This window comes from Pseudomonas sp. AC112 (genome assembly GCF_979253545.1).
In genome coordinates this window covers 4,356,236-4,380,336 of the sequence record NZ_CEEDCM010000001.1, presented here as the reverse complement: position 1 = coordinate 4,380,336, position 24,101 = coordinate 4,356,236, and the positions used below count along the sequence as shown (strand labels likewise).

26 protein-coding genes and 1 pseudogene are annotated in these 24,101 nt (G+C 62.0%); 12 read left to right on the top strand and 15 right to left on the bottom strand.

The window, feature by feature from the left end; all coding sequences use genetic code 11:
• Position 1: 1 nt before the first annotated feature.
• From AC0IYN_RS20335 to AC0IYN_RS20325, 3 genes are all read right to left on the bottom strand, one after another.
• Positions 2-367: an addiction module antidote protein gene (locus tag AC0IYN_RS20335; RefSeq protein WP_471842873.1), complete on the bottom strand. Its 366-nt coding sequence runs from the start codon at positions 365-367 to the stop codon at positions 2-4.
• A 1-nt stretch (position 368) separates the two neighbouring features.
• Positions 369-671, bottom strand: coding sequence for a type II toxin-antitoxin system RelE/ParE family toxin (locus AC0IYN_RS20330; protein ID WP_099492331.1), 303 nt, complete (start codon positions 669-671; stop codon positions 369-371).
• Positions 672-810: 139 nt separating this feature from the next.
• Positions 811-1,734 (bottom strand): ABC transporter substrate-binding protein, encoded by a 924-nt coding sequence (locus AC0IYN_RS20325; RefSeq protein ID WP_078049478.1) that lies wholly within the window; start codon positions 1,732-1,734, stop codon positions 811-813.
• Between the two features lie 241 nt (positions 1,735-1,975).
• On the opposite strand from AC0IYN_RS20325, the gene AC0IYN_RS20320 reads away from it, so the two are divergent.
• A complete protein-coding gene (locus AC0IYN_RS20320) occupies positions 1,976-3,217 on the top strand; it encodes an acyl-CoA dehydrogenase family protein (RefSeq protein ID WP_406599007.1) in 1,242 nt (413 codons plus the stop codon).
• Positions 3,218-3,439: 222 nt separating this feature from the next.
• Here AC0IYN_RS20320 and AC0IYN_RS20315 read toward each other — a convergent pair.
• From AC0IYN_RS20315 to AC0IYN_RS20280, 8 genes and pseudogenes are all read right to left on the bottom strand, one after another.
• Positions 3,440-3,544 (bottom strand): annotated as a pseudogene (locus AC0IYN_RS20315) (MBL fold metallo-hydrolase); the annotation flags it as partial.
• A gap of 196 nt (positions 3,545-3,740) precedes the next feature.
• A complete protein-coding gene (gene argE / locus AC0IYN_RS20310) occupies positions 3,741-4,898 on the bottom strand; it encodes an acetylornithine deacetylase (protein WP_471842868.1) in 1,158 nt (385 codons plus the stop codon).
• Positions 4,895-5,569 (bottom strand): DUF1028 domain-containing protein, encoded by a 675-nt coding sequence (locus tag AC0IYN_RS20305; RefSeq protein ID WP_406599009.1) that lies wholly within the window; start codon positions 5,567-5,569, stop codon positions 4,895-4,897. Before AC0IYN_RS20305 ends, argE begins: the two co-directional genes overlap by 4 nt.
• 9 nt (positions 5,570-5,578) lie before the next feature.
• A complete protein-coding gene (locus AC0IYN_RS20300; protein ID WP_406599010.1) occupies positions 5,579-6,310 on the bottom strand; it encodes a class II aldolase and adducin N-terminal domain-containing protein in 732 nt (243 codons plus the stop codon).
• A gap of 54 nt (positions 6,311-6,364) precedes the next feature.
• On the bottom strand, positions 6,365-7,195 hold the full coding sequence (locus tag AC0IYN_RS20295) for an ABC transporter substrate-binding protein (RefSeq protein WP_406599011.1): 831 nt from the start codon (positions 7,193-7,195) through the stop codon (positions 6,365-6,367).
• 42 nt (positions 7,196-7,237) lie between these two features.
• Positions 7,238-8,110 (bottom strand): phytanoyl-CoA dioxygenase family protein, encoded by an 873-nt coding sequence (locus tag AC0IYN_RS20290; protein WP_406599012.1) that lies wholly within the window; start codon positions 8,108-8,110, stop codon positions 7,238-7,240.
• Positions 8,111-8,137: 27 nt separating this feature from the next.
• Positions 8,138-9,655, bottom strand: a complete 1,518-nt coding sequence (locus AC0IYN_RS20285; protein WP_406599013.1) for an amino acid ABC transporter permease/ATP-binding protein — start codon at positions 9,653-9,655, stop codon at positions 8,138-8,140.
• 334 nt (positions 9,656-9,989) lie between these two features.
• Positions 9,990-10,958, bottom strand: a complete 969-nt coding sequence (locus AC0IYN_RS20280; RefSeq protein ID WP_025855077.1) for a LysR family transcriptional regulator — start codon at positions 10,956-10,958, stop codon at positions 9,990-9,992.
• 182 nt (positions 10,959-11,140) lie between these two features.
• Between AC0IYN_RS20280 and AC0IYN_RS20275 the strand changes: the two genes are divergently transcribed.
• The 6 genes from AC0IYN_RS20275 to AC0IYN_RS20250 all read left to right on the top strand — a co-directional run bounded on the left by AC0IYN_RS20275 (position 11,141) and on the right by AC0IYN_RS20250 (position 15,725).
• Positions 11,141-11,563, top strand: coding sequence for a RidA family protein (locus AC0IYN_RS20275; protein WP_010567220.1), 423 nt, complete (start codon positions 11,141-11,143; stop codon positions 11,561-11,563).
• Positions 11,560-12,540: an NAD(P)H-quinone oxidoreductase gene (locus AC0IYN_RS20270; protein ID WP_457238525.1), complete on the top strand. Its 981-nt coding sequence runs from the start codon at positions 11,560-11,562 to the stop codon at positions 12,538-12,540. The genes AC0IYN_RS20275 and AC0IYN_RS20270 overlap by 4 nt, the downstream gene beginning before the upstream one ends.
• A gap of 13 nt (positions 12,541-12,553) precedes the next feature.
• On the top strand, positions 12,554-12,994 hold the full coding sequence (locus AC0IYN_RS20265) for a type II 3-dehydroquinate dehydratase (RefSeq protein WP_457238524.1): 441 nt from the start codon (positions 12,554-12,556) through the stop codon (positions 12,992-12,994).
• A gap of 182 nt (positions 12,995-13,176) precedes the next feature.
• Positions 13,177-14,427: a flavin-containing monooxygenase gene (locus tag AC0IYN_RS20260; protein ID WP_471842858.1), complete on the top strand. Its 1,251-nt coding sequence runs from the start codon at positions 13,177-13,179 to the stop codon at positions 14,425-14,427.
• 205 nt (positions 14,428-14,632) lie between these two features.
• A complete protein-coding gene (locus AC0IYN_RS20255; RefSeq protein WP_471842856.1) occupies positions 14,633-15,163 on the top strand; it encodes a hypothetical protein in 531 nt (176 codons plus the stop codon).
• 64 nt (positions 15,164-15,227) lie between these two features.
• The gene (locus tag AC0IYN_RS20250; RefSeq protein ID WP_406599018.1) at positions 15,228-15,725 is read left to right on the top strand and encodes a septation protein IspZ; all 498 of its coding nucleotides are present in this window, start codon (positions 15,228-15,230) and stop codon (positions 15,723-15,725) included.
• Positions 15,726-15,785: 60 nt separating this feature from the next.
• On the opposite strand, the gene msrA is transcribed toward AC0IYN_RS20250, so the two are convergent.
• Positions 15,786-16,292, bottom strand: a complete 507-nt coding sequence (gene msrA / locus AC0IYN_RS20245) for a peptide-methionine (S)-S-oxide reductase MsrA (protein ID WP_406599019.1) — start codon at positions 16,290-16,292, stop codon at positions 15,786-15,788.
• 132 nt (positions 16,293-16,424) lie between these two features.
• Here msrA and AC0IYN_RS20240 point away from each other — a divergent pair, with 132 nt between their 5' ends.
• Genes AC0IYN_RS20240 through AC0IYN_RS20230 form a run of 3 tightly spaced genes read left to right on the top strand, consistent with a single transcriptional unit; the run spans position 16,425 to position 19,414 of the window.
• Positions 16,425-17,468: an alpha/beta hydrolase family protein gene (locus AC0IYN_RS20240; protein ID WP_406599020.1), complete on the top strand. Its 1,044-nt coding sequence runs from the start codon at positions 16,425-16,427 to the stop codon at positions 17,466-17,468.
• Between the two features lie 26 nt (positions 17,469-17,494).
• Positions 17,495-18,013, top strand: coding sequence for a DUF2569 domain-containing protein (locus AC0IYN_RS20235; RefSeq protein WP_406599021.1), 519 nt, complete (start codon positions 17,495-17,497; stop codon positions 18,011-18,013).
• Positions 18,014-18,019: 6 nt separating this feature from the next.
• On the top strand, positions 18,020-19,414 hold the full coding sequence (locus AC0IYN_RS20230) for an aminotransferase-like domain-containing protein (RefSeq protein WP_406599022.1): 1,395 nt from the start codon (positions 18,020-18,022) through the stop codon (positions 19,412-19,414).
• Here AC0IYN_RS20230 and panB read toward each other — a convergent pair.
• Positions 19,402-20,217, bottom strand: coding sequence for a 3-methyl-2-oxobutanoate hydroxymethyltransferase (gene panB, locus AC0IYN_RS20225; RefSeq protein WP_406599023.1), 816 nt, complete (start codon positions 20,215-20,217; stop codon positions 19,402-19,404). The two genes, AC0IYN_RS20230 and panB, sit on opposite strands and share 13 nt — an antisense overlap.
• Positions 20,218-20,356: 139 nt before the next feature.
• On the opposite strand from panB, the gene AC0IYN_RS20220 reads away from it, so the two are divergent.
• Positions 20,357-20,518: a DUF2986 domain-containing protein gene (locus AC0IYN_RS20220; RefSeq protein ID WP_406599024.1), complete on the top strand. Its 162-nt coding sequence runs from the start codon at positions 20,357-20,359 to the stop codon at positions 20,516-20,518.
• Between the two features lies 1 nt (position 20,519).
• On the opposite strand, the gene AC0IYN_RS20215 is transcribed toward AC0IYN_RS20220, so the two are convergent.
• The gene (locus AC0IYN_RS20215; protein ID WP_471842847.1) at positions 20,520-21,731 is read right to left on the bottom strand and encodes a YeeE/YedE family protein; all 1,212 of its coding nucleotides are present in this window, start codon (positions 21,729-21,731) and stop codon (positions 20,520-20,522) included.
• 254 nt (positions 21,732-21,985) lie between these two features.
• Here AC0IYN_RS20215 and AC0IYN_RS20210 point away from each other — a divergent pair, with 254 nt between their 5' ends.
• Entirely contained in the window at positions 21,986-23,254 is a 1,269-nt protein-coding gene (locus tag AC0IYN_RS20210) for an MFS transporter (protein ID WP_471842844.1), read from the top strand.
• Here the strand turns inward: AC0IYN_RS20210 and AC0IYN_RS20205 are convergent.
• Positions 23,205-24,002: a DNA/RNA non-specific endonuclease gene (locus tag AC0IYN_RS20205; protein ID WP_457238519.1), complete on the bottom strand. Its 798-nt coding sequence runs from the start codon at positions 24,000-24,002 to the stop codon at positions 23,205-23,207. The two genes, AC0IYN_RS20210 and AC0IYN_RS20205, sit on opposite strands and share 50 nt — an antisense overlap.
• Positions 24,003-24,101: the final 99 nt, after the last annotated feature.

The window sequence follows — 24,101 nt, the reverse complement described above, 5'->3', positions numbered from 1 at the left end:
TTTAGATTTTTGTAGGGGCGGGCTTGCTCGCTCCTGCAATCGGCCGCACAGTCAGCTCAACCCCTAGCGCCAGCATCAGCTTCTGGATCGTTTCATAGCGCGTCTTCGAGCCACCCTTCAGGGTTTTGTAAAGACTCTCCCGATTCACCCCAGCCGCTTCCGCCACTTTGTTCACGCCTTGGGCCTTGGCAACCTCGGCAAGCGCCTTCATCAGTACCTGCGGGTCTTGAGACGTCATGCTCTGCGCCAGATACGCACTGATGGTTTCCGGGGTGTCGAGGAAGCGCGACGCTTCATAGACGCGGGTGCCGGACGTATCCAGATCGAGGATCGGCATATCCTCGGGTTTGAATTTCGATTCGCTCATTTCATCTACCTCTCAGGGCATCAAGAATCTCTTTTGCCCGCTTGATTCCTCTTTTCTGGTCGGTTTTATCGCTCCCCCACAGCATCAGGTAAGCAGTGATTCCCGTACGCACGAAATACATCCTGTAGCCGGGCCCGACAAACACACGCATCTCACTCAGGCCGTCACCTACGGATTCACAATCCCCAAAATTGTTTTCCTCCGCCCGGTCCAAGCGAGTAAGAATCGCCGTTTTTCCCCAAATATCCCGCATACCGTCGAGCCATGTATCAAACTCCGGCGTCCTGCCGATTGAATTAGTCACAGTATCACTTGTAGCCTACTGGCTACTCCTTGTCGATGCCAGTGGAATTTTGTTTCCGGTGAGCGCCGGAGTAAAAAATCCTAGTTCAGCACCTGTACAAACAGCCGGTGGATACTGTGAGCGCTTATTTCCCCCGCGTTTAAAGCACCCGATCAAACAACGGCGCCACGTCATACCGCTGCTTCAACATCTGCGCATCCACCAAAAAATCCGCCGTGGCCTGGGCTTCGCTGACAATCGTCGGCGAGATCGGCAGCACCTTGATCGCGTCGCGCTTGAACCATACTTTGGCGATTTCCGGCGCCGACTGGTTGGCCTTCGACCAGGCTTCGGCGTACTCATCCACGTGCGTGTTGCTCCACACCCGGGCGCGCGTAAGTCGGGCGATGAAGTCCTTGATGATCGCGCTTTTCTGCGCAAGGGCCGGCTCGTAGGCGACGATGTAGGTCGGTGCGCTCATCAGGCCCTTGGCGTTGCGGATCAAGGTGCTGCCTTCTTTTTCCTGCAGCGACACGTAGGGTTCCCAGGTCCCGAAGGCGTCGATGTCGCCTTGGGTCAGCGCCAGGCTGGCCTCGGCCGGCAGCAGGTATTTGAAGTGAACGCTGCTGCGCGGCACCCCGGCTTCATCCAGCGCTTTATAGGCCAGTTGCTGGCTCCATGAGCCGTTCCAGATGGCGACGGTCTTGCCCTTGAGGTCGGCCACCGACTGAATGCCCTTGCGCGCCACGATGCCCACGCCGTCGAGGCTGGTCTGGGTGCTGGCGACGACTTTGACCGGCGCGCCATTGGCGGCCAGGCTGATCACCGGGGTGTCGCCGACGATGCCTACGTCCAGCGCTCCGCTGGCCACGGCCGAGGCCACCGGCGAGCCGGTGTTGAAGCGCTTGAAGTCGATTTTATAGGGCAAGTCTTTCAGCTCGCCCGACAGCTCCAGCACGATGCGGTTGGAGAAGAACTGGTCACCCACGGTAAGGGTCAGGGGTTCGGCGGCGCCGGCCGATGGGCCATACAGAGCAAGAGAGGCCAGGCCCAGCAAAGACAGCAGTGTTCGACGATTGATCATGGAAAATCCCACAGGGTTGGAGGGTCGGTTCAACCATCCGTGGGCGTGCAGTCTGGTCGTTTGTCGTAGAAGCTAACGCAATAAAAGCGCGGGGTTTAATACTGTTGGGCACTATCGATAGAACCGTCGTACAGGTCGCTAGCTGCTTTTCGTATTAAAAACTTCGCCACGCCTGAGTTAGGGTGAGCTCACCAGACCACTGGACCCCAGCACCTGAACCATTTTCTGCAAGGTCCATTGCATGTCGATTCCCGCTTTGAACATCTGGGGCGCACCGCCCACTGCCCGTTACGAACAACTGGCCGCACCGTTTCGCCCGCTCTTTGCGCAGATTCTCGCGCAGGCGGCGGTGGCGGATCAGACACGTGGCAGCCTCGCCACCGTGATCCAGCAACTGAACGCCTTGGGCCTGCCGCGCTGGCGCCTGCCAGCCAGTTATGGCGGCCAGGATGCAACATTGGTCGAGTTGCTGGCGCTGCTCACAGAACTGTCCGCCGCCGACTCCAACATCACCCAGGCCCTGCGCGGGCACTTCGGTTTTTGCGAAGACGTGCTCAGCGCCAAGGACTTGGATTGGCGCGCCAAGTGGCTGGACCGGCTCGGCCAGGGTGCCCTGCTCTCTCCCGGCAGCACTGAAGTCGGCAACCAGGCCCGTGGCGATTTCGAAACCCGCCTGCACCGTGACGAAGCCGGCGCCTTGCGCATCAGCGGCAGAAAGTTCTACACCACCGGCGCGCTCTACAGCGACTTGATCAACACCATCGCGACGGGCGAAGACGGCACGATCTACAGCGTAGTCGTCGACCTCAAGGCCCCCGGCGTGCAGATCGTCGATGACTGGAATGGCTTCGGCCAACGCCTCACCGCCAGCGGCACCTGCCTCTTCGATAACGCGCCCGTGGTGGATGACGATGTACGCCCCACCCAGCAGCGCTTCGGCCACGGCCAGTCGTTCTTCCAGCTCTACCACCTCAGCACCCTCGCCGGCATCGCCCGCCGCGCCGCCCTCAGTGGTGCCGAGGAACTCAGCCAACGCGCGCGCACCTTCACCACCGGCAATGCCGACACCGCTGGCCAGGACGTACAACTGCTGCAAGTGATCGGTGAAGTCGCCAGCCAGGCCTACGCCGCGCAAGCCATCGCCCAGCAAGCGGCGCAACGGCTGGAGCACACCGCGCGGTATGTGATCGCCCATGACCAGCCGTTGCACGATGACGACCCGCAGGTCGCGCTGGCCGAACTGGAAGTGTGCCTGGCGGTGAACCCCGTGGTGGATGCAACCCTGGCAGCCACCACGGCGCTGTTCGATGCACTGGGCGCCAGTGCCACCGCCAGCAACAAGGCGCTGGACCGGCTGTGGCGAAACGCGCGAACCCTGGCGAACCACAACCCGCGCGTGTACAAATCGCGGATTGTGGGGAATTACCTGGTGAATGGAATCCTGCCGCCTGCGCAGTGGCGAGTAGGCGTGGCGAAGGTATAACGGCCATAACTTGGCCCTATTCTGAGCGGGCCTCTGTATGTTGAGCGGGCTTGCTGTGGTGAGCGGGCTTGCCCCGCGCTGGGCTGCGAAGCAGCCCCAAAACGGCTAACGCGTTTTTGCAGGAAAAATGCGCTGGCTTTAGGGGGGGCCGCTGCGCAGCCCAGCGCGGGGCAAGCCCGCTCACCACCAAAGCCTGCTCCCCCCAAAAAACTCGACCAACCATCAAAAGTCCCAAAACGCCGCCACCCAGCGAAACGCATCCCCATCCACCACCCGCCCCACGGACGGAAACGGCAGGTGGGTAGCCACGAACAACTCTCCGCTCGCCGTCACTGATCACCAGCACATCAATGTCTCCGACGCGCACTGCGTAGCGCGACGGCACCAGTTCTTCGGTCGGGGCTTTCAGTAGGGTTGTCATGGTCGCTCTCCTGTTGTTTGAAGGCGAATGTCTCGCCTGCAAAACAGTGTGCGACGGGGCTACAACGCTCGGAATCCTACCTGGGTATGGGCCGTGTATACCTTAGTTTGCAGGCTGGCTCGCAAACCCCAGCACCCGCGCCAGCATCCGATCACAGGCCTGCAACTGCGCCACACTGATGAACTCGTCCGGCTTGTGCCCCTGTTCCATGCTGCCCGGCCCGCAGACCACCGTGGGAATGCCGGCTTGGTCGAACAGCCCACCTTCAGTGCCAAAAGCCACGGTGCCGAATTCCCGCGAGCCGCAGAACTGCGCCACCCACTCGGCGGCCTGACTTTCCAACGACGTGGCCAACCCCGGATAGCTGGACAACTCGCTGAGACTGATCGCCGATTGCCCACTCACCGCCCGCATCGCCGGCAGCAGGGTTTGCTCGGCGTATACCTGTAATTGCCGGGCAACCTGCCAGGGATCCTGAGTCGGCAAGGAGCGCACTTCGAAGTCGAAACTGCAGTCCTGCGGGACGATATTCAGGGCCTTGCCGCCGTTGATCAGGCCGGTCTGCACCGTGGAAAATGCCGGATCGAAACGCTGATCCAGATTCTGCGGCGCCTTGAGCGTTTCGCCGAGCCGCACCAGTTCGCTGATCAAGCGCGCGGCGTATTCAATGGCATTCACGCCCGTCGGCGCGTAGGCCGAATGGCACGCCGCACCGTGCACGTGGCAACGCATCGCCAGTTTGCCCTTGTGGCCGAGTACCGGCTTGAGTTCGGTGGGTTCGCCGATCACGCACAGCAGCGGTTTGACCGGTTGCCCATGGAATCGCTCGATCAGCGAACGCACACCCAGGCAACCGACTTCTTCGTCGTACGACAGCGCAATGTGCACCGGCATACGCAGCGAAACCTTCACCAGGGCCGGCACACACGCCAGTACACAGGCGATATAACCCTTCATGTCTGCCGTGCCACGGCCGTACAACTTGCCGTCTTTCTCGGTGAGGTCAAACGGCGCCACGCTCCAGCGTTGGCCGTCCACGGGCACCACGTCGGTATGCCCGGATAACACGATGCCGGGCACTTCTGCCGGGCCGATAGTCGCGAGCAGATTGGCCTTGCTCTTGTGTTCGTTGTACACCAGCTCGCAGGCCACGCCGTGGTCCTGCAAATACGTGCGCACAAAGTCGATCAAGGCCAGGTTGGATTCGCGGCTGGTGGTGTCAAAACGCACCAGTTGCGCCAGCAGGTCGCGGCTGTTCATCGGTCGTCTCCCGGTACGGCGTAGCCGGGTGCGACCTGTGGGTTGATGGCGCGGTCGATGTAGGCCTGCAATTGCCCGCGATAGGCCTGCCAAAGGTGGTCGAGGACGCCGATGGGGTCTTCATCCGCCCAGTCCACGCGCAGGTTGACGATGGGCCACAACAGGTCATCGACAATAACCAGCGCCGCCGAATGCACCGGCCCGGCTTCACCACCGCCTGCCACGCCGGCGTGCATCGCGGCCAGCAAGCGATCGGCAAGGTGCCCCGAGGTCGTTTCGAACGCCGTCACCATGGCCTCGATCACGCCGGGATTGGCCAACATGTTCCCCGCCGCCACGCATTGCTCGCCACTCACCGCGTTGTGAATACCCAGGGTCTGCGCGCCGCTGAAATGCGCCGTGCGGCCTGCGTTGTCAATCACCGTCACTTGGCGATATTCACTGTGATCCTGCCCGGCCAACGCGGCAAGCGCCTCACTCGGCGCCATCCCTTGCTCCAGCAAGTCGAGCACCTGCGGCCCCAGGCTGGGCAAGGTGATGTTCTGCGACGCCACCGCGCCCACGCCGGGCCGTAGCCACGGGCAACGCGCCCCCACCGCAATACTTGATGAGCTGATGGCGATACCCAACTGGCCCGTCTCGGCGCAGCGGGCGACAACGGAAAAAGTCATGGGGTTTCCTCAGTCGAGCACGGAAGGGTCTGCGTCGATCATCAACTGCTTCATTTCTTCAAAGTGCTGGCGCGAGAAATCGGCAATACCTTCCCAGCCGCGCGCGGTTTTTTCCGCCACTTCATCGGACAACACCCGCAACGGCTGCCCGGTGGTCCAGGCGGTCACGAGGATCTGGCAGGCGCGCTCCAGGGTCCAGATGTCGTCAAACGCCTCACCGATGGAACCCGCCGTGACCATCACGCCGTGGTTGCCCATCAGCAGGCGGCTCTTGCCATCCAGCAGCCCGGCCAGGCGCGCGCCTTCGGCTTCGGTGTCGGCCATGCCACCGTACAGTTCGTCCACGGCCACGCGGTTGAAATAGCGCGCGGTGTTCTGGTCGATTGGCGGGATGTGCGGCACGGCCAGGCACGCCACTGTCGTGGTGTAGACCGGGTGCAAATGCAGCACCGCACGGGTGTGCGGCAGCAGCCGGTGGATCTGCCCGTGGATCGACCAGGCGGTGGCGTCCACATTGGGGTTTTCGGCGCAGGAGGTGTCGTCCGCGTTCAGCAGCAACAGGTCACTGGCGCGGATACGGGAGAAGTGCTTCCACTTCGGGTTGAGCAAAAACTGTTTGCCATCGGCCGATACGGCGGCGCTGAAGTGGTTGGCCACCGCTTCATGCATGCCCAGGTGCGCGATGATGCGAAAGGTCGCTGCCAGGTCGATGCGCGTCTGTTCTTCGTGGGATAACGCCATGAATCGGTCTCCGCAGGGCGCGGCCGCACGCGAATGCGGCACGCACTTGTAGGTTTACTTCGGCATCAGTGCTGCGATGTCCGCGTCGGTAGGCGCTTCGAAGTTGTACTTCTTGAGCAAGGCGGCGTACTCAGGCGTGGCGCGGTATTTTTCCAGGCCGTCGAGCAAGGCCTTCTTCACCGTGTCATTGCCCTTCTTCACGCCGAAGCCGTTGAGCACCGGGTAGATCAGGGTGTCGGACGAGATCACCACGCGGTTGCCGAGCTTGTCGATCACGCCACGGGCGACGGCGGCGTCGGTGATCTGCGCTTCAACAGCGTGGGCCAGCAGGGCCTGGGTGGTTTGCGGGTCGGTGCTGTATTCGCTGATCTGGATCGGCTTCAAGCCCTTGGCCACACAGTACTCCGCCGACAGCTTGTTCATCTGTGCCAGCCACGAGGTGGCGCCCATGGAGCCGATCTTGTGGCCGCAGAACTCTTCCGGGGTCTTGGGCTGGAAGCTGCTGTCCTTGAGGGTGAGGATCGACTCGCCGCTCTTGAGGTAAGGGATCATGTCGATGACCTTGACCCGCTCGGCGGTGATGTACATCGACGAGTTGGTCACATCGAAACGCCCGGCCTGCAAGCCGGTGATCAGGTTGGGGAAGCGTGTGTCGAGGGTCTCGACCTTGCGGCCCATGACCTTGCCTAGGCCGTCCATGAACTCGATGTCAAAGCCTGCCGGCTTGTTGTTATCCATGTACTCGTAGGGGAAGAACGTCACATCGGAACCGGCGATGATCTTGCCTTCCTGCTGGAACGCCGAAGCCGCCAACGAAGTCATCGCAACCGCTGCGCCCAGCAGGCACACGGCAAGGGGACGAACACTTTTACGAAACGCTGTCATGGTGATTACCTGCAAGGTTTTAGTAAGTAGCAAGGAATGTGGCTAGGCAGTGGCTGAGTCTTGTCCCGCCTGTTGCACGAAGAATGAGGCGCCACGGGGCTTCTGCGGCAAGCGCATGTGGTTGTCGGTGGAGCGCACCAAGCCGCTTTCTTCACCGGCCACCAGCAGGCCGGCATGTGTGCTGGGCAACGGGTTTTCGCCGAATGGCAGCGCGTCTTCAGCGGCGTATACGCTGATGAAAAGGGTGCGCGGCAGTTCAGTCTCGTTAGGGCTGGAAGCATGCAAAAGGCGGGTGTGCATGAAGCACACCGAGCCGGCCGGGCCATAGCAGGCCACCGGCTGCTGGCAGTGCTCCTCGACGACCGCATCGTCCACCGAGCCGGTGAAGCGCTGGTGTTGCCAGTGCGACCACAGCGGGCCTTTGTGGCTGCCGGGAATCACGTTCAACGGGCCGTTTTCCGGCGTCACCTCACTGACCATCAACAAGGCGGTGACGATGTCGTCGTTGCTATGGGGCGTGAACAGGAAGTCCTGGTGCCACTTCACCTGGGTGGCGGTGTGGGGCAGTTTGGAGTTGATCTTGCTGTGGTGAAAACGCGTGCCCTGGGCGCCGATCAGCTGCGCGGAAATCGCCGCCATCCGCGAGTGCAACGCCACGCGCTCATACGCCGGGGAAATCTCCGTGGGCGAGCTGACCCGGCGCAGCGACGGGTGATCGGCGCGGTGGTCGCCCTCCAGGTCAAAGCGCTCACGGCCATCGACGGTGGCGCCCCAACCCCGGTCATGACGGCGGCTTTCTTCAACCCACTGGTCGAAATCATGCTGCAGCGCGGCCACTTCCTCCACCGACAACACGCCTTCTACCACCAGGAATCCGTCGCGCTGGAATTGTTCGATTTGCGATTGCTCGATCATTTTAGTGTTTCCTGAACGTTAAAGAGATCACGCCAGCGAGACGTCCTTGAGGAACGCCTCCACGCGTGGGTTGTGGCCGCTGCGCAGGGCGCCCGGCGTGTCGTCGCAGACCACGCGGCCCTTCTCCATGAACACGATGCGGTCGGACACCTTGAAGGCGAAGTTCATCTCGTGGGTGACGATCACCATGGTGATGCCCTCCTCCGCCAGGGCTTCGATCACCTGCAGCACTTCGTTGACTTTCTCCGGGTCGAGGGCCGAGGTGGGTTCGTCGAACAGCATGATCTGCGGGCGCATCATCAGCGCGCGGGCAATGGCCACGCGTTGCTGTTGGCCGCCGGACAGCTGGTGCGGGTACTTCCAGGCGTGGTCGAGCATGCCGACCTTATGCAGCAGTGCGTAGGCCTGTTGCTTGAGCTCGGACGTCGCGCCCAGGCGATGGTATTTGGGCGCCATCAGCAGGTTGTCGAGCACGCTCAAATGCGGGAACAGGTTGAAGCTCTGGAACACCATGCCGATGTTCAGCCGATGCTCGGCGTGTTCGATGTACTGGGGCTTTTGCGCGCCGACCTTGTTCAGGTGAATGAACGGCTGGCCGTTGATCCTGATCTCGCCGTTGTCCAGTTGCTCCAGGCCATTGAGCAGGCGGATCAGCGTGGTTTTGCCAGAGCCGGACGGGCCGATCACCGACACCACTTCGCCGGGCTGGATCTGCAGGTTGACCGAGCCGAGCACCTCGATGTCGTTGTAAGCCTTGTGCAGCCGTGCGGCTTGCAACGCGGGTTCGCCGTTGCTGGCCGGGCGCGCCAAGGCGGTGCGCTGTTGGGTTGCCAAGGCCAGCACTGCTGCATCGGGAACGCGGGAAACGTTGCGCTGGTTGACGTCGAGGAAGCGCTCCAGGCGCTTGAGCAGGAAGTCGAACACCGTGACGATAAATACGTAGAAGAACGCCACCGCCGCCATGGTCTCGATCACCAGGAAGTTCTGTGAATACAGGCGCTGGCCGACCATCAGGATCTCGGTCAGCGAGATCACCGACACCAGCGAGGTGAGCTTGACGATGGAGATGTATTCGTTGGCCAGCGACGGCAAGGCCACTCGTAGCGCCTGGGGAATCACCACGCGCCATTGCGTGCCGAAAAACTTCAGGCCCAGCGCCCGCGCCGCCTCGCCCTGGCCTTTGGGAATCGAGAGCAGGCCACCGCGATGGATCTCGGCCACATAGGCGGTTTCGCAGATCACCAGCGCCAGCAAGCCAGACCAGAACGGGTCGGCCAGGATCGCCGAGGTGCCGGGCAACGCTTGCGGCAGGTTGTAGATAAAGATCAGCAGCACCAGCAACGGCAGGCTGCGGAACAGCCAGATATACCCACGCGCCGGCACGCTGAGCAGGCCGTGCCTGGATTGCTTGGCCAGCGCCAGCAGAAAACCCAGGCCGATGCTCAAGACCCAGGTCAGGGTACTGAGCTTGATCACCGTCCACGTCGCGCGCCAGAACTCGGCATCGCCCAGCAAACCAAACATGTAATTCCAGTCGAATGTCATCGTCGCTGTGCCCTGAGAAGTTGATCTACATCGATGGGTTCAGAGTCGTGGGGGGGAGGCACTTGGGTCAATTCGTAAAAGCCGGGGCACTGGGTAGGCAGAACCTATGCAGTCCTGAACAGCCGTACTGGGGTGACCCGGCCTGCTGTAATCAGCCGGCATGCTGTGGTGAGCGGGCTTGCCCCGCGCTGGGGCGCGAAGCGCTCCCCCCTAGTCCAGATACCGCACTTCCCAGTTCCCCCCGCAGCCAGGTCAAGGGCCGCTTCGCGCCCCAGCGCGGGGCAAGCCCGCTCACCACAACGAGATAGGCGCCCCGTTGTGGAGCACCCTCAATTCACACCGCCATCGCCCGCACCGCATGCGGGTCAAAAAAGCTCGGCGGCGCCATGCCGGGGATGTACTGGTCGGACACAAACATGCGGCACCGTTCGGCAAACGCCGACACCACCCGCGACAACTGGGTATTGCTGGCGGTGGCGTAGCCCAGGCGCATCGGCCGGTGAGCGCCGGCCAGGCGCAGGCGAATCACGCGTTTGCCGTCCTGGGACATGTTCGATTTTGGGCGCGCATTCGCGAAGGAATAGCCGATCCCATTGCCGACCATGGCGCGCACCGTTTCGAGGTTGGTGGAACGCATGATGATGTTCGGCGTGGTGCCAGCCTGGATGAACAGGCTGAGGAAATAGTCGCGGCTCCAGGGCGTGTCGAGCAGCACCACCGGGTAAGCCTCAAGGTCTTGCATGCTCACTGCCGGCAAGCTCGCCAGCGGGTGGTATTCGCCCACCATCACATAAGGCGGCAACTGCGCCAGGGGTTGGAAGTCGATGTCCGGGCTGGTCACCAGGTCGTAGGTCAGGGCGATATCCAGCTCGCCGCTGCGCAGTTTTTCCAGCAGTTCCTCGTGGTTGCCCTCGGCTTGCGTCAGGCGCACGCCGGGGAACGCGCGGCCGAAACCGAACACCAATTCAGGCGTGATCATCGGCGCCAGCGACTCCAGGCAGCCCACCCGCAACGGCCCGCGCACGGTGTTCAATGACTCCGAAGCGATGGTGTAGAGGTTGGTCATCTGCTCCAGGATCAGCTTGGCTTCCTGCATCACCAGGCGCCCCACCGCCGTGAGGGAAATGCCCTGGGCGTGGTGGCGGATAAACAGCTGGATGCCCAGCTCGGCCTCCATATGGGTGATCGCCGCCGAGATCGACGGCGACGACACGTGGATGCGTTCAGCGGCAGCACTGATGCTGCCCGCCTCTCCCGACGCAACGAAGTACTCCAGTTGACGCTGAGTAATACGACTGAGCATCACGCCTGCCCCTCAACAATGACTGTGCGGGTAGCGTTGCAGGGTTCGTGCCGGGTCAGGCGCAAAGCGATGACCTGCACGGGCTTCGGTTTTTCCTAAGCACTACCCCGCGCAAATGCTGGTTTCGCTGGAAACGGACCGGTGTGAAGCTGGATTCATCCCGCTTCCCACGAGTTGCCGTTATGCCTACCCACACCCGAATCCGTATGTTCAACACCAAACAGACCTACCCCAACCAGGCACTGGACAACGACCTGTGCCAGGCCGTGCGCGCCGGCAACACCATTTACGTGCGCGGCCAGATTGGCACCGATTTCGACGGCAACCTGGTAGGCCTCGGCGACCCGCGCGCCCAGGCTGAGCAAGCGATGAAGAACGTCAAGCAACTGCTTGAAGAGGCCGGCTCGGACCTGTCGCATATCGTCAAGACCACCACCTATTTGATCGACCCACGCTACCGCGAGCCGGTCTACCAGGAAGTGGGTAAATGGCTCAAAGGTGTGTTCCCGATTTCCACCGGGCTGGTGATCTCGGGCCTCGGCCAGCCGGAATGGTTGATGGAGATCGATGTGATCGCCGTCGTGCCGGACGACTGGACCGTATGAAAGCGGTGATCGCCCGCGAGCCTGGCGGGCCTGAAGTACTGCAGCTGGTGGAGCGCCCTGTACCGGCGTTGCAAGCCGGTGAGGTGCTGATTCGCGTCGCGGCGGCTGGGGTGAATCGCCCGGACGTGATGCAACGCAGCGGCTCGCCGATTCCGGCTGGCGTCACCGATGTACTGGGGCTGGAGGCTGCGGGCATTGTTGTTGCGCTGGGCAAGGGTGTGGATGAGTTTGCCCTCGGCGATCGCGTCATGGCTTTGCTCAATGGGGGTGGCTATGCCGAGTACGCTGTCGCCCACGCGGCGCACTGCTTGCCAGTGCCTGTGGGGTTGTCGCTGCTCGACGCTGCCGGGGTGCCGGAAGCGGCGTTTACCGTGTGGCACAACCTGTTTGAACTGGGGCGCCTGCGCAGTGGCGACTCGGTATTGATCCACGGCGCGGCCAGTGGCGTCGGCAGTTTTGCCGTGCAGTGTGCGCAGGCCGCCGGGGCGCGGGTGATTGCCACCGCCGGCGGCCCGCAGAAAGTCGCGATGCTGCAAGCATTGGGCGTGTGGCGCGCGATTGACCGGCACCTTGAAGACTTCGTCGAGGGGGTGAACGACTGCACCGAAGGGCGCGGTGTCGACGTGGTGCTGGACAACGTCGGCGGCCCTTACGTGGCGCGCAACCTCGCTGCCATGGCCATGGGCGGGCGGCATGTGAGCCTGTCGTTCCTGCAAGGCGCTCACATCGAGTTGGACTTGCAGGTGCTGATGCGCAAGAACCTCAGCCTCACCGCCTCCACCCTGCGCCCCAAAAGCCACGCCGAAAAAGCCCGCCTGGCGGTGTGCATCCGCTCGCGTTTCCTGCCCTGGCTGGCCTCCGGCCTGGTGCGCCCGCAGATCCATGCGCAGTTGCCGCTGGCTCAAGCCGCTGATGCGCATCGCCTGCTGGAAGCCAATGCCAACGTCGGCAACGTCGTGCTGACCGTCGCCGAATAACCTGGAGCCCTTCATGACCCACCGCGTGTTTTTCCTCAACGGGCCCAACGCCAACCTCTACGGACTGGATAAAAACGGCGCCTATGGCAGCGAAAGCTTCGCCAGCATCGAAGCCCGCTGCCAGCGCCACGCCGCTGCGCTGGGCCTGGCCCTGGACTTTCGCCAGAGCAACCACGAAGGCGTGCTGGTGGACTGGATCCAGGACGCACGCCTGAGCGCCGATGCCATCGTGATCAACGCCGCCGGGCTCAGCTACAGCTCGGTGCCGATCCTCGATGCGCTGCTGGCGTTCGACGGCCCGATCATCGAAGCGCACATGAGCAATATCTGGAAGCGCGAAAGCTTCCGGCACCACTCCTACGTGTCCAAGGCCGCCACTGGCGTGATCGCCGGGCTAGGCGCGCTGGGCTATGAACTGGCACTCACGGCCGTGGCCGAGCTTTTAGCGACATAAGCCTCAGACAGACGAACTGCTGTGGTGAGCGGGCTTGTCCCGCGCTGGGGCGCGAAGCGGCCCCAAACCTCACAGCGGGGTTTACCTGAAAGAACGCGATGACTTGATTAGGGCCGCTATGCAGCCCAGCGCGGGACAAGCCCGCTCACCACAAATGTTCAACCTACCCTCGGGAACCGCCCATGTCAGTAGAAACCATCAACACCCTGGTAGTCGGCGCAGGCCAGGCCGGTGTCGCCATGAGCGAACACCTGTCCCTGATGGGCGTGCCCCATATCGTACTGGAGCGCCACCGCATCGCCGAACGCTGGCGTTCCGAACGTTGGGACTCCCTCGTCGCCAACGGCCCCGCGTGGCATGACCGCTTCCCCGGCCTCAAATTCGAAGGCATTTCACCCGAGGCCTTTCCACCGAAAGAGCGCATGGCCGATTACTTTGAAGCCTATGTGCAGCAGTTGCAGGCGCCGGTACGCACGGGCGTGGAAGTACAGGCGGTGGAGCGCCATGTCGGCCGCCCCGGCTTCAAGGTCACCACCTCGGCGGGCGTGATCGAAGCCGCCAACGTGGTCGCCGCCACCGGCCCGTTCCAGCGCCCGTCCATCCCGAACATCGTCCCCGCCAGCGCGCCGATTCATCAGTTGCACTCCTCCACCTACAAGAACCCCGGCCAACTGCCCGAAGGCGCCGTGTTGGTGGTTGGCGCTGGCGCCTCCGGCTCGCAAATCGCCGAAGAACTGCAAAAAGCCGGCAAGACCGTGTACCTCTCGGTGGGCGAACACTACCGCCCGCCCCGCGCCTACCGCAGCCGCGACTACTGCTGGTGGCTGGGTGCATTGGGCCTGTGGGATGAAGTCAAAATCCAGCCGAAGAAAAAACACGTGGCGTTCGCGGTGAGTGGTTATGAGGGCGGCAAGACCGTGGACTTCCGCCGCCTGGCGCACCAGGGGATTCGCCTGGTGGGCGTCACCCAGGCGTGGGCGGACGGTGTCATGACCTTCCAACCGGGCCTGGCCCAGAACTTGGCCGAAGGCGATCGGGCCTACTTCGATGTACTGCGCGATGCGGATGCCTATATCGAAGCGAACGGGTTGCCGTTTCCGCCGGAGCCGCAAGCCTGGGAACTGTTGCCTGACCCGGAGTGCCTGGTGAATCCGATCCTCAACCTGGATTTGGCTGAGGCCGGCGTGACCACCCTCCTGTGGGCGACCGGCTTCACCTTCGATTTCAGCTGGTTGAAGGTGAATGCGTTCGACGAGAAAGGCGAGCCGTTCCACAAGCGCGGGATCTCGGCGGAAAGCGGCATCTACTTTTTGGGGCTGCCGAACCTGGTCAACCGCGCGTCCTCATTTATCTACGGGGTGTGGCACGATGCGAAGTACGTGGCGGACCATATCGTGTTGCAGAACGAGTACAAGGCCTACAAAACCGACTGAGTGAGGGGACATTTCTTTTCGCGGCCACAACTCCCACCTATAACGCCGCTCCCCAGTGGGAGTTGTCGAGCCCTGGCGAGGCTACGATGACGGCCGCCCTAACAATAAGCATGCCCCCTCAAGCCCCCCCCTGCGCAGCCTCCACATTTTGCGTAGAATGCGACCCGCTCTCACTCAGGAAAACACCACCCAGGAGGGGTATCGCTTGAAGCAATCCGACAACCACACAGCCATCACCCGGCTGACGCTCAAAGACCAATTTACGGTCGACCCCTACAAGGCCCTGGCCCTCCCCCAAGCCATCGTTATCTATCACACACTGATGGCGGGCCTGCTATGGGCTGCCCATGGCCTTGGTATAACCGACACATTCAAGAACGACTTTCTCTTCAATTGGACCTTTGGTATGTCGGTAGCCACTGCCTACAGCCTGTACCGTTTGGCCGCGCTTTCCGAATGGCATATTGCAGGCGCCATCAACCCCGACGCCCTGCAAAACGCCTTGCTCACCTTGAAATATTCCGAACGAGAGGAAGGCGTGTATTACCCAAAAAGACCGATGTTCACCCCCTTGTATCGCTGTGATTCAGAGAGGATCACCGTGACAACACGTGACGGAGAAACACGCTTGACAGGCCCTCATAACAAGCTGAAAGCACTGTCGGCCCTGCCACTCGGTGATGCAGCAGGAACGCGAGTTTTTGGGGAAGTCAGTGAAGGGTCAGGGAGACGATAAAGGCGATAAGTTGAATGACCACCCCATAACATTGGCGACTTTTCTGACAAGGACGTAGGTAGTGATGATAAAACAGCGATTTTCCCTGGCCCTCAGCCTCCTGTGGCGTACGTACCTGGCATTTTTCATCTACTCCGGACTTTTCAGCCTGGTGTTGGGTTTCACGATCGGCGGTGCGTTGCTCGTCAACGCGGATTTTTTGCGATTAGGGCCACCCATCACACTCGCTTTGTTCGCACTGTTGATCACGGCCCTGGAGGTCGGGTGTCGCGTGAACGTGCTGCAGGCCGTATTCGGCGCCAGGTTAAAGCGCTCGCCGGCGCAATGGCGCACCTACGTGCTTCAGCTGTCACTGCTAATGACCGCCCTGGCCATCTTGAATGCCCTGCTTGCCTTTTTTGCGCCGTTTGAAGTGTGGGTGTACTACAAGGTCTACGGCAGCCCGCTGCTGTTAGCGCTCAGCATCTTTGTGCTGGGTTGGGCCCAAGCGCCTTCCACCGCTGAACAGATCGCGGCACTGGAAGAAGACTCGTTAACCCGCTCAGCGCCCAAGTGGCCTTGACCTAGGGGGTCAGGGGTCAGACCTTGGAGGGGCTGACCCCGAATCAGCTGCACCTTTGCATCAGGCGCGCTTTGGCAACTTCCAATTCGGCCGAATAAAGTGGCAGGTATACCCATTGGGAATCCGCTCCAGGTAATCCTGATGCTCCGGCTCCGCCTCCCAAAACGGCCCCGCCGGCTCAATCTCCGTCACCACCCGCCCTGGCCATAACTTCGATGCATCCACATCCGCAGCCGTGTCTTCGGCAATGTCACGCTGCTGCTCACTCAGGTAGTAAATCGCCGAGCGATAGCTCGGCCCCAAATCATTCCCCTGCCGGTTAGGCGTGCTCGGGTCATGGATCTGGAAAAAGAACTCCAGAATCTGCCGATAACTGATTACCGCCGGGTCAAACACGATTTCAATCGCCTCGGCATGGTTGCCATGGTTGCGATAAGTGGCATTCGCCACATCGCCGCCGGTGTAGCCGACACGGGTGTGCAGCACGCCGGGGTAGCGACGCAACAGGTCTTGCATGCCCCAGAAGCAGCCGCCGGCGAGGATGGCGGTTTCGGTTGGGTTGGTCATGGTCGGTTCTTCCGCGCAATGGATACAGGCAAGTTATGGGGTTGGGTTGGCAAATACCAAGGGTAAAGAGGGGTACCCAGACGATCGGTTTCAGGTAATGATGCGCGACCAAAATCAAGGAAGATAACAACAATGAAAACCGCCTTGCGCGCCCTGCTGGTGTTTTGCCTGACCACGCCCGCCCTCGCGGCCGAAAGCCCTGTCGGCTTCAAGACCACCACCCTGCCCGACGCGCAGACCAGCCGCCCGCTGGAAATGGTGGTGTGGTATCCCGCTGCTGCAACCACCGCAAAACCCCAGCTGATCGCCGACAACGGGGTGTTCATCGGCGCCCTCGCTGTGACAGATGCACCACCGGCTGCCGGTGAGCATCCTTTGGTCGTGCTCTCCCACGGCTACGGCGGTAATTGGGGCAAACAGGTGTGGTTGGCCAGTGCCTTGGCGCACAAAGGTTACATCGTGGCGGCAGTCAACCACCCTGGCACCACCACCAAAGATCGCAGCCCGCAGGCCGCCGCTCAGTTATGGAAACGCCCGGCCGACCTGAGTCGCGCTATCGACGCAGTCCTGGCCCAGCCCAAGCAATTTGGCGCGGTGGCGAAAACCCGGATTGCCGCCGTCGGCCACTCCCTCGGCGGTTGGACTGTGCTTGAGATTGCTGGCGCGCGTTTCGATCCCGACCTGTTCACTCAAGCCTGCAACGCACACCCGAAGCTCGGCGGCTGCATGGGTTACCACGAGATGAACCCCGCCGGCACACCCGAAGGCAAAGCCCAGTTGGCCGCGGACTTGAGCGACAAACGCGTCACCGCCATTGTGTCCCTGGACCTGGGCCTCGCACCCGGCTTCACCGACGCCAGTCTGGCCACACTTTCCGTACCGGCGCTGGTGATCGCGGGTGGCGTGCCCACAGAAGATATGGACCCTAACCTGGAGTCCGCCGCGTTGGTCAAGCGCCTGCCCAAAGCCTCGACTCAGTACGTGGAGATCGGCGACGCCACTCACTTCACGTTCATGTCGATCTGCAAGCCGGGCGGCATGGAGCTGATTGAAGAAAGTTCGCCGGGCGATGGCATGATTTGCCGGGATGGAGAAGGGGCTCGGCCAAGGGCAGAGATCCAACAACAGGTGGTAGGACTGATGACTGCGTTTTTGCAGCAATCGTTCAGCCATTGATCAACTGAGTCCCCATGGAGCGCAACATGCAAGAAAGCGAAGAGTTGAGAGGGTTACGGGGCTGGCTCGTGCTCATTGTAATAGGCCTGGTCATCACGATTTCCCGCACGGCCTATAGCCTGCTTGCGGTGCAATACCCTCTGTTTGCAGATGGCACTTTTACCCTGCTGTCGACGCCCGGGACGACGCTGTACAACCCGTTGTGGGCGCCGATTCTGGTGTCGGAAGCGCTGATGAATGTGTTGTTTGTCGCCACCTACGCGTACCTCATTTACCTCTTCATCACCGAGCACTATCTATTTCCCAAGGTTTATATCGCGACGGTGATTGCGTCGGCGGTGTTCATTCCGCTCGATGCCTGGGTGTGCTCATTAGTGTTCGTAGATGAACCCATCTTCGACGCCAACACGACAAAAGAGCTGGCACGGACATTGATCGCCTTGTTCATATGGGTGCCTTACATGCTGGTCTCCAGACGGGTAAAGGCAACGTTTGTCATGCATAAGCCGCAGAGCGCTGACGCGCACACGGCCGTCGGCTCTTGAGTACGCATGGCTAACCCCAAGGACACCGCCTTCGCCTATCAAGCGGTGTATCGCTACCTCGTCGAGCTGATCGAGGTCGGCCCTGTGCAAAGCGAGCAAAAACTGCCGTCCCTGCGCCAATTGGCGCAGCGCCTCGGCGTGTCGGTGTCGACCACCAAATACGCCTATTCGTTGCTGGAGGATGAGGGACGGATCTACGCACGGCCCAAGCTCGGTTATTTCACGCGGTTGATACCCGCGCCTTTATCGACTGAACGCTCATCCAACCTGCTCGACCAGGTCTTCGCCAACTCCCGCCAACCGGGCATGCTGGCCCTGAGCGCCGACGTCCCGGCCATCTTGCTGTCGCTGGAAAACCCACTGCTGATGATCGAGCGCGAACTGGCCCGCCACTACCCGCGTGCCCTGACACCGCAGTACCTGCCCTTCGGCGAGCCCGAGTTGCGCGCGGCATTGGCTGAACGCTACACCTGTTCCACGGGCAACTACTGGCAGGCCGATCAGGTGTATATCGGTGCGGACCTGCACAGTGTGTTGGAGCTGGCGCTCAACGCCCTGGACCTGGCAGGCAGCGTGGCGCTCGTAGAGTCGCCGTGTTCGTGGGCGATCCTGCGCCAGTTGCAGGCGGCGAATATCCGTGTGATCGAACTGCACCTGGACGACGACGGTCGTTTCGACCTGCTCGCCCTGAATGAACTGCTCGAACATACACCCGTCCGCCTGGCAGTGCTGTCATCCACCGTGAACATTCCCCACGGCAGCCGCATGCCCCCCGAGGATAAGCAGCAGGTCTGCCGGTGGCTGGCGGAGCGGGCTATCTGGTTGTTCGAAAACGACACGTACGGCGACTTGTATTTCGCGCCCCAACCAGCGCGCTATCGCGACTTTGCCGACCCACAGAAGCTGCTGGTTTTCTCGACCTTCGACAAGGTGATCGGCTCGGAAGCCCCCTATGGTTATGTGCTGTGCCGTGGGTGTGGGCCGCAGTTGCAGCGTTTGTTCCTGGAACGGGCGTTTCGCCTCTCACCGATCCGTCAGAAAGCGATCGCCAAGCTGTTCACCTCCAAGCGCATCGACGCGCACCTGCACAAGCTGCGGGCCTTGTTGCACGAGTGCATGATCCGCATGAAAAACCTGCTGGACGAATACGCCCAGGGCGCCTTTGAGGTCATGACTCCGCAAGGCGGTGCGTGCTTCTGGCTTGCGGCGACGCACCCGGTCGACATGCGCCAGGTGCTCGAACGCTTGCTGGGCGAGCGCATCGTCATCGCCCCCGGTGAACTGTTCAGCCAGCAAGGCAGCTGGAAACAGCACCTGCGCCTGAGCTTCACCCTCGATTGGAGCAAGGATATCGCCCAGGCCGTGGAGCAGTTGTCGCACGCGGTTCATCAGAGCCCGTAGCAGTGCCGCGCCTCTGGGAAGCGGCCGTGGCGAACGTCTTCGGCAAACCGCTCGCAGGCGTCGCGAATCACTGCCCCCACATCCGCGTACTGTTTGACGAAGCGCGGCAGGTGTTCACCGCCCAGGCCCAGCACATCTTCAGTGACCAGCACTTGGCCGTCGCAGGCCGGTGATGCGCCGATGCCGATGGTCGGCATTTTCGAGTCGAGGGTGATCTGACGGGCCACGCCTTCAGCCACGCCTTCGAGCACCAGGCTGAACGCCCCCGCCTGCAGATTGGCCCGCGCGTCCTCGGCAATCCGCGCGCCCGCTTCAGCGGTAAGGCCCTGGGCCTTGAAGCCGCCCATCACGTTGACGAATTGCGGCATCAGTCCTATGTGAGCCATCACCGGAATACCCCGCGCCACCAGGAATTCGACAGTGCCGGCCAAGGCCTGGTTGGCCTCCAGCTTCACGGCATCGCAGCCCGTGCGCGCCAGCACCTGGGCGCAATTGCGAAAGGCCTGCTCGTTGGATTCCTGATAACTGCCAAACGGCATGTCGGCAATGACACACGCCAGGCGCGTACTGTCGACCACGGCGCGGGTGTGGCCGATGATTTCTTCAAGCTGCATGCTCAAGGTCGAAGGCCGACCATAACCGACCATGGCCGTGGAATCACCGATCAGGATGAAATCGACCAACGGATCGATCAGCTTGGCGATGGCACTGGAGTAAGCCGTCAGAGAGACGATTTTCTGCTGCCCTTTCATGGCAACCAATTGTGGGACGGTCAGGCGTTTAGTGCGGGTGTGGAGGCTCATCTGGTGTCTTCCGTTGTGCGATGGAGCACCCGATTATTGGCGAAAGGACAGGCGATTCAATGCACAGATCGGCGCTAAAAAGCGACCCAGTGAGCGAAGCTGGTATCATCCCGAGCCTGAACAACCCGGGTAGAACGACATGAACCGCCAGAAAAAGCTCCAGCAGCTCTTCAAGGAAAAAGCCAGGAAGGCCAACGCCAAATTGGCGCCGAAGAAAAAGGATAAATACATCAGCAAGGCGGACCGCGAAAAGCTGGCGGCTGAAGCGGCTCAGGCGCCAGACAATTCCCCGGAAAGCTGATTCAGCAACCGCTCAATGCCACCTGCGGCCGCTCGCCCGCAAAGAAAAACGGTCGCAGACGCACACCCAGGCTGTTGCCAATGAACGCCGCCACCAGCCATACCCAGCCATGCAGGCTGCCCGAGGCGATGCCGCTGAAGTACGCGCCGATGTTGCAGCCGTACGCCAAGCGCGAACCGTAGCCGAGCAGCAGGCCGCCGATCACCGCAGCCACCAGCGAGCGCGCCGGGATTTTCAGGCTCGGGGCAAAGCGCCCGGCCAGGCCTGCGGCCAGCAGTGCACCGAGGACGATGCCGATGTCCATCACGCTGGTGATGTCTTCCCACACCGGCGCGGCCAGGGCCTTGGCATTGCCCGGCATCTGCCAGAACGCCCAGCTGGCCACATCCACACCCAGGCCGCTCGCGACTTTGGCACCCCACAGCGCGAATGCCGAAGTAATGCCCCATGGCCGCCCCGCCAATGCCAGCGTGGCGTAGTTGAGCAAGGCCAGGCCGATGGCGCCCCACACCAAGGGCCACGGCCCCCGCAGGAAGCGACGCACGCCTTGGTGCTCGCTTTTCACGCCCTCCTCCAGCTGACCATGACGGCGCTTCTCCAGGCGCACGGTCACCAGCGCAATGATCGCGAACACCGCCAGGCTCAGGCCCATCGCCGGCACCACGCCGAAGCTCTTGACGATGGACACTGCCGGGAAGGCCGGCAGCGCAAACCACCAGTCCACGTGGTGCGTGGCGATCAGCGAACCGCAGATAAAGAAGAACAGCGTCACCAGCATGCGCGCATTACCGCCGCCCACGGTGAACAGCGTGCCCGACGCACAACCGCCGCCCAACTGCATGCCGATCCCGAAGATAAATGCCCCGAACACCACCGACACCCCGGCCGGCGCCACCAGCCCGACCACCGGCTGCCCGAACAATGTGCCCGCCCCCAAGGCCGGGAAAAACAGCAACACCGCCACCGCCAGCATCACCATCTGCGCGCGCAGGCCAGCGCCACGGCGATCATTGATGAACACCCGCCAGGCTGACGTGAACCCGAAGGCGGCGTGATAAAGGGTCAAGCCCAGTGCCGCGCCGACCACCAGTAACAGCACCTGGCGCGCGCCGACACTGTTTTGCAGGAACAGGGCGCCAAGCACCAGGATGATAAAGGCCACCAGCGGCGCGACAGGCTTGCGCGCGGGGGTGAGAGGAAGAGAGGTGCTCATGGGGTATCTCGGGTTTGAATGGGTTGATTGCGAGGGGGCGAGTATAACCCCGTGGGAGCTGTCGAGCTTTAGCGAGGCTGCGAAGGCGGTGTGACAAGCCAAGGATATGTCAGCAATGCCGCCTTCGTAGCCTCGCTGGGGCTCGACAACTCCCCCATTGATGTTCACTGTGGTTGTGGACGGCACTCGCCGCACACTGTTGCCAGGTCATCTTCCAATCGTCCTGGCCTGTTTGAGGAGTCACGAACACCGCCATGAGTTTCCTCGGTACCTTCCGTTCCCTGCGCAGCCCCAATTACCGCATCTGGGCCGCCGGCGCGCTGGTTTCCAATATCGGCACCTGGATGCAACGCACCGCCCAGGACTGGCTGGTACTCACTCAACTCACCCCGCACAACGCCGCCGCTGTCGGTATCGTTATGTCGCTGCAGTTCGGGCCGCAATTGCTGTTGCTGCCGTGGACCGGTTTCGCTGCCGACCACTACGACCAGCGCAAATTGCTGATCGTGACCCAGGCTGTCATGGGTCTGCTGGCGCTGACGCTGGGGGTGTTGACCATCACCGGGTTTGTCGAGCTGTGGCATGTGTATGTGTTCGCATTCCTGTCCGGCTGTGCCTCGGCGTTCGATGCGCCGGTGCGGCAGATTTTCGTCGCCGAATTGGTAGGCGAGAAGGACCTGTCGAACGCCATCGCGCTCAATTCCACCTCGTTCAATATGGCGCGAATGATCGGTCCGGCGGTGGCCGGGCTCACCATCGCGTCGGTGGGCACCGGCTGGGCGTTCCTGCTCAATGGCAGCAGCTTCTTTGCGGTGCTGGCCTCGCTGTTTTTCTTACGGGTGTCAGGGCAGCACGCCAAGGTCCGTGCCTTGCGCACCAAGGGCAGCCTCACCGAGGGCTTGCGTTATGTGTGGGCGCGACCGGACTTGAAAGCGATCCTGCTGATGCTGTTTCTGATCGGCACCTTCGGCATGAACTTCCCGATTTTCATCTCGACCATGGCGGTGCGCGTGTTCGAGACCGATGCACGCGGGTATGGCCTGCTGTCCTCGACACTGGCCATCGGCACTATCGCCGGCGCATTGATCGCGGCGGGCCGTGAACGGCCACAGTTCAAGTCGCTGCTCAACGGTGCGGCGATCTTCGGGATTGGCTGTACGTTGGCGGCCTTGGCGCCGAACTACGGGTTGTTCGCGGTGGCGCTGGTGATAATCGGCGTGGGCGCCATGACCTTCAGCAACACCACCAACAGCCTGATGCAGCTCACCACCGAGCCGGCCATGCGCGGCCGGGTGATTGCCCTGCGTGTCGGCGTAGCCCTGGGCGGTACACCGATCGGTGCGCCCATTGTCGGTGGGGTGGCCGACCACCTGGGCCCGCGTTGGGCGCTGGTGGTCGGCGCAGTGTCGGGCATCCTTGCCGTGGGGGTGGCGCTCTACACCCTCAAGCGCCAGCTGGATCGGCCCGCGTCGATCATGTCCGCCCCACCGACCCCGAAACCGGGAGATCCCCCAGTAACTTGAGCCCGGTGCTTTTTACAAAGGTGGCGTAGTCCATCGGCTTCTGGACCCGCGTCTCGGCGTTGGGTAACACGTAGGCCCAGGCGCGCTGGCTCGAGGCGTCGTACACCAGTTTGAACAGGCGCGTCGGCACCCAGACTTTGTTGTCACCGATGGTGCCGTAGCCCGCGTCGAACAATGGGCCGGTGAACACATACACATCGCCACCGGCCCGCTTGGCAAACTTGCGCACGTCGGCCTCGACCTTACTCCAGATCTTGCGGTTGTTGGTGGGGTCTTGCGGCACCATGTTCGACAGCGCGAAGGATTGGGCCATGGCGTGGGCGTTCGGCGCGTCGGCGGCCGGAGCCTGGTGGCCACGGTCCACGGCAGGGTGCTGGCTGCGGTAGTCACTCAGCTCTGCGCGACCGCCTTTGGGAATGCGCGGGTCCGCATAGAACTGGTTGGTGCGCTCCTCGCCCTTGGCGTCTTTCAATTGCGCGGCATTCAGGCGCTCGACCACCACCAGCGGCGTCTTGCTGGTTTGCGAATACAGCACCGCAAAGGTGTCGGAACACAGGGCCAGGGGCTTCATCGACGCCGGAACGGTGGCCGTCTTGATCGGGTTGGTGGCGGGAAAGAGTTGGGCGCATCCGTCAAACGAGCTGCGTTGCTGCGCGGGGGTATAGGGATTGGCCAGGCTGCGTGCGTCTACAGCGGTGGAAAGCAAAACAAGGGCCGACAGCCCGACTGCAATGTTGCGTAGGTACATGCGTTAGATCTTATGGTGAGGGTAAAACGGACGACAGGCTCCGAGGCACGGAGCCGACAGACGCACGACCACAGTCGGCCGCGCGGGGCTTATGGACCC

What these genes read in the sequence shown, in the direction of transcription:
- AC0IYN_RS20275 (WP_010567220.1), top strand. Translation starts at nt 11,141, where the DNA reads ATGCCTACCCACACCCGAATCCGTATGTTCAACACCAAACAGACCTAC.
- AC0IYN_RS20235 (WP_406599021.1), top strand. Translation starts at nt 17,495, where the DNA reads ATGCAAGAAAGCGAAGAGTTGAGAGGGTTACGGGGCTGGCTCGTGCTC.
- AC0IYN_RS20320 (WP_406599007.1), top strand. Translation starts at nt 1,976, where the DNA reads ATGTCGATTCCCGCTTTGAACATCTGGGGCGCACCGCCCACTGCCCGT.
- AC0IYN_RS20220 (WP_406599024.1), top strand. Translation starts at nt 20,357, where the DNA reads ATGAACCGCCAGAAAAAGCTCCAGCAGCTCTTCAAGGAAAAAGCCAGG.
- msrA (WP_406599019.1), bottom strand. Translation starts at nt 16,292, where the DNA reads ATGACCAACCCAACCGAAACCGCCATCCTCGCCGGCGGCTGCTTCTGG.
- AC0IYN_RS20325 (WP_078049478.1), bottom strand. Translation starts at nt 1,734, where the DNA reads ATGATCAATCGTCGAACACTGCTGTCTTTGCTGGGCCTGGCCTCTCTT.
- AC0IYN_RS20240 (WP_406599020.1), top strand. Translation starts at nt 16,425, where the DNA reads ATGAAAACCGCCTTGCGCGCCCTGCTGGTGTTTTGCCTGACCACGCCC.
- panB (WP_406599023.1), bottom strand. Translation starts at nt 20,217, where the DNA reads ATGAGCCTCCACACCCGCACTAAACGCCTGACCGTCCCACAATTGGTT.
- AC0IYN_RS20250 (WP_406599018.1), top strand. Translation starts at nt 15,228, where the DNA reads ATGATAAAACAGCGATTTTCCCTGGCCCTCAGCCTCCTGTGGCGTACG.
- argE (WP_471842868.1), bottom strand. Translation starts at nt 4,898, where the DNA reads ATGAACAGCCGCGACCTGCTGGCGCAACTGGTGCGTTTTGACACCACC.
- AC0IYN_RS20270 (WP_457238525.1), top strand. Translation starts at nt 11,560, where the DNA reads ATGAAAGCGGTGATCGCCCGCGAGCCTGGCGGGCCTGAAGTACTGCAG.
- AC0IYN_RS20205 (WP_457238519.1), bottom strand. Translation starts at nt 24,002, where the DNA reads ATGTACCTACGCAACATTGCAGTCGGGCTGTCGGCCCTTGTTTTGCTT.
- AC0IYN_RS20265 (WP_457238524.1), top strand. Translation starts at nt 12,554, where the DNA reads ATGACCCACCGCGTGTTTTTCCTCAACGGGCCCAACGCCAACCTCTAC.
- AC0IYN_RS20335 (WP_471842873.1), bottom strand. Translation starts at nt 367, where the DNA reads ATGAGCGAATCGAAATTCAAACCCGAGGATATGCCGATCCTCGATCTG.
- AC0IYN_RS20305 (WP_406599009.1), bottom strand. Translation starts at nt 5,569, where the DNA reads ATGACTTTTTCCGTTGTCGCCCGCTGCGCCGAGACGGGCCAGTTGGGT.
- AC0IYN_RS20295 (WP_406599011.1), bottom strand. Translation starts at nt 7,195, where the DNA reads ATGACAGCGTTTCGTAAAAGTGTTCGTCCCCTTGCCGTGTGCCTGCTG.
- AC0IYN_RS20280 (WP_025855077.1), bottom strand. Translation starts at nt 10,958, where the DNA reads ATGCTCAGTCGTATTACTCAGCGTCAACTGGAGTACTTCGTTGCGTCG.
- AC0IYN_RS20260 (WP_471842858.1), top strand. Translation starts at nt 13,177, where the DNA reads ATGTCAGTAGAAACCATCAACACCCTGGTAGTCGGCGCAGGCCAGGCC.
- AC0IYN_RS20290 (WP_406599012.1), bottom strand. Translation starts at nt 8,110, where the DNA reads ATGATCGAGCAATCGCAAATCGAACAATTCCAGCGCGACGGATTCCTG.
- AC0IYN_RS20230 (WP_406599022.1), top strand. Translation starts at nt 18,020, where the DNA reads ATGGCTAACCCCAAGGACACCGCCTTCGCCTATCAAGCGGTGTATCGC.
- AC0IYN_RS20285 (WP_406599013.1), bottom strand. Translation starts at nt 9,655, where the DNA reads ATGACATTCGACTGGAATTACATGTTTGGTTTGCTGGGCGATGCCGAG.
- AC0IYN_RS20210 (WP_471842844.1), top strand. Translation starts at nt 21,986, where the DNA reads ATGAGTTTCCTCGGTACCTTCCGTTCCCTGCGCAGCCCCAATTACCGC.
- AC0IYN_RS20300 (WP_406599010.1), bottom strand. Translation starts at nt 6,310, where the DNA reads ATGGCGTTATCCCACGAAGAACAGACGCGCATCGACCTGGCAGCGACC.
- AC0IYN_RS20215 (WP_471842847.1), bottom strand. Translation starts at nt 21,731, where the DNA reads ATGAGCACCTCTCTTCCTCTCACCCCCGCGCGCAAGCCTGTCGCGCCG.